Origin of the sequence: Delftia sp. UME58 (genome assembly GCF_014170385.1) — a bacterium.
Taxonomy (GTDB): Bacteria; Pseudomonadota; Gammaproteobacteria; order Burkholderiales; family Burkholderiaceae_C; genus Comamonas; species Comamonas acidovorans.
The window spans coordinates 1-782 of record NZ_LZZV01000019.1 but is presented as its reverse complement, the minus strand read 5'-3'; the positions used below and the strand labels follow the sequence as shown (position 1 = coordinate 782).

The window sequence follows — 782 nt, the reverse complement described above, 5'->3', positions numbered from 1 at the left end:
GGCGCCCAGCGCAACACTGTTGGCGGTGGTCGCCCGGGCGGCGAGACCGATGGCGACGCTGGAGTCACCCGATGCTTCGCTGATGCCACCCAGCGCCACGGAGAAATTACCCGTGGCTTTGTTGTTGACGCCGATGGCCACGCTCGAATCGCCCTTGGCCTTGCTGAGCGTGCCGATGGCGACGCTGTCGGTGTTCGACGATTCGCTGTTGATGCCGGCCGCGATCGAGCCTGGGCCGTTGGCGACGGCGCCCGTGCCGATGGCGACTGCATCCTGGCCGGCGGCCTGGGAGTCGGCGCCGGTGGAGTTGGCGTGGAAATACTTGGTGCCCGTGTTGTAGACGTTTTCGATGCGGTCGCCGATCGCCGTGGAGTCGGTGGTCACTTTTTTCAACTGGGCGACATTGACGGCGTCGGAGTCTTCCGCACCAGCCGACAAACCGGTGATGCGGCGGTTGCCCACGTTCACTTCACCGGTGGCTTTGCCGCCGACGAGATAGGCGTCGTTGTTCAACGTAGCGCCCGAGGCGACGGAACCGGCGCCCAGCGCAACACTGTTGTCGGCGGTGGCGCGGGCGGCCAGGCCGATGGCGACGCTGGAGTCACCCGATGCTTCGCTGATGCTGCCCAGCGCCACGGAGAAATCGCCCGTGGCTTTGTTGTTGACGCCGATGGCCACGCTCGAATCGCCCTTGGCCTTGCTGAGCGTGCCGATGGCGACGCTGTCGGTGTTCGACGATTCGCTGTTGATGCCGGCCGCGATCGAGCCTGGGCCGTTGGCGA

The 782-nt window shown here is 66.1% G+C and carries 1 pseudogene; it reads right to left on the bottom strand.

Going from position 1 to position 782, the window contains the following annotated elements:
• Positions 1 to 782 (bottom strand): annotated as a pseudogene (locus A9976_RS07200) (hypothetical protein); the annotation flags it as partial.